A 6,053-nucleotide genomic window follows, 5' to 3' on the forward strand; every position below is an offset into this window, starting at 1 on the left:
ATCCACGGCCCGGCGCGCCGCCAGCACGAGGCCCCGCCACGCGCCGGGCCCCGTCCTGGGTGAGTGCTCAGTGCCGTATCAGCCAAGGTTCGCCCCGCTCACCGCTCCGGCACCCGCGCTCGCCGCGTCGGCCGGACACCCGAGCGGGCGCACGGCGAGGGCTTCCGGCCGCCTCGCGACCGCACGCACCAGGACGCCTCGCCACCGGGCACACCCTGACCGACGCGGCACTGGGGCGTGTTTCGAACGTAGCGCCGTCCGCCCGGAGGGCGGGCCCCGCGGCGTCAGGGGGCACCTCCCAGCGGTAGCTGGGGGCGCGTGCGATCGCAAGGCGGAGGGTCGTCCTCGCGGGGGCACCTCCCGGACGGAGTCTGGGGGCGGGCCTACTCGGACGATCCCGACAACGCAGCGAGCGCGCGTGCCAGGCGTCGCGGGGCAGGCGGGACCGAAACACGCCCTAACCGAGCCGCACGCCCGCCAGGATTCCGTGGGCGACGCCCAGGCGCAGCGAGAGGTAGCCGTTCGCCGGGTCGGCCAGGTACTCCCGCATCTCACGGTGTATGTCGAAGCCGAACTCCATGTCCATGTCGTCCACCAGCACCAGCGCGCCCTTGCGCAGCCGGGGCTCCACCAGCTGGAGCACCTGCCGGTTGAGGTTCGGCCAGCCGTCCATCAGCAGGAGGTCCACCGGTCCGGGCAGGTCCCGCAGCGTTTCCCGGGCGTCGCCGCCGCGCACGCTCGCGATGTCGGAGAGACCGGCGGCGGCGATGGCCTCCGTCGCCTTGGCCACCTTGTCCGCCTGCAGCTCGGTGCCGATCACCTGCCCGCCGCCGTTGTCCCGCACCGCGCTGGCCAGGTAGAGGGTGGACACGCCGAAAGAGGTCCCGTACTCGACGACGGTCCGCGCACCGGTCGCGCGGGTAAGCAGGTAGAGCAGCTCACCGCCCTCCTTGGACACCGACATGGAGGCGTCCTTGAACGTCTCGGCCATCTGTCCGGCGTCCAGTTCGGCCCAGGCGGACTTGGGATCGGTCACGCCGGTCTCGGCGAAGGCGCGTGCGTCGCCTTCCCGCTCGGCCTCCAGCAGCCCGTCCAGGACGGTCGCCACGGGCTCGGTGTGCAGTGTGGACGGCATGCGATCTCCTCCGGGGTCGGTGCGGTCACCGGACCGATTCTTGTTCCGGCGGCGTTCCGGCCGCCCCCTAAACATCCCCCTGGCTCCCCCTGACCGCGCCCGTCACACCGGCGCGGTCCGTGACGGTGGCCTCGGTCAGGGGGAATGAGGGGGATGTTTAGGGGACGGCCCGCGCGCAACCGGAACAAGAATCACACCGACGGCAGCGAGCTCCTTTGAGCTCGTTCGTGCTTTCTCTCCCGGGCCTTCTTTCCCATAGGCCGCGCAACCGGAGCGCGGCTGTCCCGCGCAGGGGTCGATCCCGCGCAGGCCGGTCGCCCCTCCCGCGCGCCTGCTTAACCGAGAGGTGTGGCGGCATGCTACGGACTGACCTGATCCGGCCGGTGCCCGAACTGCTCCGGGCCAACGCGGATCGCTTCGGTGACAAGCCGGCCTGTTCCGACGGCCACCGCACGGTCAGCCACCGCGAACTCGAGCGCCGCACCCGGCGGCTGGCGGGCCATCTCGCCGGGCTGCGGCTGCACCCCGGCGACCGCGCGATGATCTGCTTGGGCAACCGCGTCGAGATGATCGAGAGTTACTTCGGCGTACTGCGCGCGGACGCCATCGCCGTACCGGTCAATCCGCGTTCCACGGACGCCGAACTCTCCTATCTGCTCGCCGACAGCGGCGCCCGGCTGGTGCTCACCGATGTCGCCCACGCCGACCGGTTCGACCGGCTGCGGGAGCGGTTCCCGGAGCTGAGGGTGGTGGTGACCGGGGACGGCCCGCTGCCGGACGGGTTCGTCGCCTTCGAGCCGCTGCCGGCCACCGAACCTGACCTGCCGGCCCGGGACGGCCTGGGGCTGGACGAGGTCGCCTGGATGCTCTACACCTCGGGCACCACGGGCCTGCCGAAGGGTGTGCTGTCCACTCAGCGCAGCTGCCTGTGGTCCCTGGCCGCCTGCTACGTACCCGCGACGGGGATGACCGCCGAGGACCGCGTGCTGTGGCCGCTCCCGCTGTTCCACAGCCTTTCGCACATCGTCTGCCTGCTGGCGACGACCGCCGTCGGGGCCAGCACCCGCATCGTGGACGGGGTCTCCCCGTCCGATGTGCTGGAAGCGCTGCGCGAGGACCGGTCGACCCTCGTCGCCGGAGTGCCGACGCTCCATCACCACCTGATCGAGGCGGCGCGGGAGCACGACTTCGCCGCACCGCAGCTGCGGGCCGCGCTCGTGGGCGGGGCGGTGGCCACCGCCGAGCTGGTCAGGTCGTTCGAGAGCACCTTCGGGGTGCCGCTCATCGACGCCTACGGCTCCACCGAGACCTGCGGCGCGATCGCGGTGAACTGGCCCACCGGACCGCGCGTCGAGGGTTCGTGCGGGCTGCCGGTGCCGGGGCTCACGGTGCGGCTGGTGGACCCGGACACCGGGCTCGACGTTCCGGCCGGGCAGGAGGGCGAGTTCTGGGTGTCCGGGCCGAACATCATGGCCGGGTACCACAACCAGCCGGAGGCGACGGCCGCGGCGCTGCGCGACGGCTGGTACCGCACCGGGGACCTCGGCCGCCGCGACGAGGCCGGGTTCTGCACGGTGACCGGCCGGATCAAGGAACTCATCATCCGCGCCGGGGAGAACATCCACCCCGGTGAGGTCGAGGCGGTGCTGCGCACCGTGCCCGGGGTGGCGGACGTGGCCGTGGTGGGCAAGCCGCACGGGGTGCTCGGCGAGGTGCCGGTGGCCTTCGTGGTGCCCGGCCCGGACGGTTTCGACCCGTCGGAGCTGCTGGCCACGTGCCGCGAACGGCTGTCGTACTTCAAGGTCCCGGAGGAGATCTACGAGATCGCGCGGGTGCCGCGCACCGCGTCGGGGAAGATCACCCGGCATGTGCTGCTGGAGCTGCCCGCACGGCTGCGGGCCGCCGGAAGCGGCCAGTACGACGCGCTGCTGCGGCTGGACTGGGTTCCGCAGTCCGCGCTGCCGGACGCCCCGGCCGGGACCGGAACCTGGGCGCTGGCGGACGGCGACGGACTCGGCCTCGCGGCGGGGCTGCGGGCCGCCGGGGTGGACGCGCGGGTGGTGGCCGACCCGCTGGAGGACGGCGGCCCGGCCCCGGATGTGATCGTAGTGGCGCCCGTGGCGGGCTCTGCCGAGGCGGCCGGGGACACGACGGCGGACCTTCCACAGGACGCCGGGGGCACGGCGCCGGACCTTCCCCAGGACGCCGGGGGCACGGCCGGTGACCACGCCGACCGGCTGGCGGCCCGGCTGAGCGCCTGGCTGGCCGACGACCGGCTGGCCGGGGCGCGGATCGTGGTGGCCACCACGGGTGCGGTGGCCACCGGCTCCGCGGAGGAGGCACCGGAGCCGCCGGCGGCGGCGCTGTGGGGTGTGGTGCGGTCGGTGCAGGCCGCGTATCCCGGCCGGCTGACGCTGGTGGACCTGGACGGGGAGGACGGCCGGGAGGCCGCGCTGCCGCGCGCCGTCGAGGACGGGCACGACCAGGCCGCGGTGCGCACCGGAGTGCTGCTGGTGCCGCGTCTGACCCGGGTCTCGGTCCCCGCGGAACCGGAGCCCGCCCCGGCCCTGGACCCGGACGGACTGGCCGTCATCACCGGTGGCGACACCGCCCGTGGCACCGCGCTGGCCCGCCATCTGGTGACCGCGTACGGCGCCCGGCACCTGCTGCTGCTCAGCACGAACGGTCTGCCGGAAGAGGCCGCGGCCGCGCTGCGGACCGAGCTGGCGCGGGCCGGGGCCCAGGTCTCGATGGCCGTGTGCGACCCGGCCGACCGGGCGGCGCTGGACTCGGTGCTGGCCGCACAGGACCGGCCGGTGACCGCCGCGGTGCACATCGAGGAGCCGGTCCCGGAACGGTCGCTGGACGCGGCGCTGCGGAGCCTGACGCATCTGGACGAGCGGACCCGGGGGGCCGCCCCGGCGCTGTTCGCCGTCGTCACCTCCGCCGCGGGGGTACTGGGCTCGCCGGGCCGCCCGGACCGGGCGGCGTCCGGCCAGTTCGCCGAGGCCCTGGTGCGGCGGCGCCGGGCGGCCGGGCTGGGCGGGCTGGCGCTGGCCTGGGGTCCGCTGCCGGGCGAGGGCGGCACGGCGCCGGTGGCCGAAGCCGTTCCCCTGTCCGAGGCGCTGGCCATGTTCGACGCGGCACTGACCGCCGACCAGGGCCCGCTGGTGCTGCTCAGGCCGAGCGCCACCGGACTGCGGGGCGGCGAGCCGGTGCCCGCGGTACTGCGCCAGCTGGTGGACGCGCCGGCCGGCGCACCCACGGCGGACGAGCCCGCCGTCGCGGAGTTCCGGCGGCGGCTGGCCACCGAGAACGACTCCGGCCGCCGCCACACGGCGCTGGCACTGGTGCGCGAACACGCCACGGCTGTACTGGGGCTGGGCTCGGCCGAGGAGATCGACCCCCACCAGGCGTTCAGCGCGTTCGGCTTCACCTCGCTGACCGCGGTGGCGCTGCGGAACCGGCTGAACGCGGCCACCGGGGCCCGGCTCGCCGCCACGGTGGTCTTCGACCATCCGACCCCCGACGCGCTGGCGGAGCACCTGGTGCGGGAGGTCACCGGGACGCGGGCCGAGCGGGCGCCGGTGCGGGCGCGCGGGGTGTCCGACGAGCCGGTGGCCATCGTGGCCATGGGCTGCCACCTCCCGGGCGAGGTCGCCACGCCCGAGGACCTGTGGCGACTGGTGGCCGACGGCCGGGACGCGATCACCGGGTTCCCCGAGGACCGGGGCTGGGACCTGGCCGGGCTGTTCGACTCCGATCCGGACGCCGTGGGCACGTCCTATGTGCGCGAGGGCGGTTTCCTCACCGACGCGGGCGGGTTCGACGCCGCCTTCTTCGGCATCTCGCCCCGCGAGGCGCTGGCGATGGACCCGCAGCAGCGGCTGCTGCTGGAAACCGCGTGGGAGACGTTCGAGAACGCCGGCATCGACCCGAGTTCGCTGCACGGCACCGACGTCGGCGTGTTCAGCGGAGTGATGTACCACGACTACGGGACCGACGCCGGGGCCGCGGCGGAGGGCCTGGAGGGACACCTCGGCGTGGGCAGCGCCGGAAGCGTCGTCTCCGGGCGGGTGGCCTACACGCTGGGCCTGACCGGGCCCGCGGTCACCGTGGACACGGCCTGCTCGTCGTCGCTGGTGGCGCTGCACCTGGCGGTACAGGCGGTGCGTACGGGCGAGTGCTCGCTGGCCCTCGCCGGGGGCGTCGCGGTGATGAGCCGGCCCACGTCGTTCATCGAGTTCTCCCGGCAGCGGGGGCTGGCCCGGGACGGGCGCTGCAAGTCCTTCGGCGAGGGCGCGGACGGCACCAACTGGTCCGAGGGCGTCGGGCTGGTGCTGCTGGAGCGGCTGTCGGACGCCCGCCGCAACGGCCACGAGGTGCTGGCCGTGATCCGGGGCACGGCGGTGAACCAGGACGGGGCGAGCAACGGCCTGACCGCCCCCAACGGCCCCTCCCAGGAACGGGTGATCCGGCAGGCTCTGGCGAACGCCGGACTGTCACCGGCCGATGTGGACGCGGTCGAGGCGCACGGCACCGGCACCGCGCTCGGCGACCCCATCGAGGCCCAGGCCCTGCTGGCCACCTACGGCCAGGAGCGCGCCGCCGAAAACCCGCTGTGGCTGGGGTCGTTGAAGTCGAACATCGGGCATGCGCAGGCGGCGGCGGGCGTGGCCGGTGTCATCAAGATGGTGCTGGCGATGCGACGCGGCGTACTGCCCAGGACGCTGTACGCGGATCAGCCCACCACCAAGGTGGACTGGTCGCAGGGTGCGGTGTCGTTGCTCACCGAGGCACGGCCCTGGCCGGAGACCGGACACGCCCGCCGGGCCGGGGTCTCCTCCTTCGGCGTCAGTGGGACGAACGCGCATGTGATCCTGGAGCAGGCGCCGGAGATGGCGACCACGCCGGAGGA

General features: G+C 74.4%; 2 protein-coding genes. One reads left to right on the forward strand and one right to left on the reverse strand.

Annotation, left to right across the window (positions count from 1 at the left end; all coding sequences use genetic code 11):
* Positions 1–457: 457 nt before the first annotated feature.
* Positions 458–1,135, reverse strand: coding sequence for an O-methyltransferase (locus AXW62_RS38800; protein WP_060948471.1), 678 nt, complete (start codon positions 1,133–1,135; stop codon positions 458–460).
* Positions 1,136–1,491: 356 nt separating this feature from the next.
* On the opposite strand from AXW62_RS38800, the gene AXW62_RS38805 reads away from it, so the two are divergent.
* On the forward strand, positions 1,492–6,053 hold a 4,562-nt coding region (locus tag AXW62_RS38805; protein WP_159061087.1), incomplete at its 3' end, for a beta-ketoacyl synthase N-terminal-like domain-containing protein.

Source organism: Streptomyces hygroscopicus subsp. hygroscopicus, from assembly GCF_001553455.1.
In the GTDB taxonomy this organism is placed as follows: domain Bacteria; phylum Actinomycetota; class Actinomycetes; order Streptomycetales; family Streptomycetaceae; genus Streptomyces; species Streptomyces hygroscopicus.

Excerpts from the sequence above, each read along its gene's own strand:
- AXW62_RS38800 (WP_060948471.1), bottom strand. The coding sequence starts at position 1,135 with ATGCCGTCCACACTGCACACCGAGCCCGTGGCGACCGTCCTGGACGGG.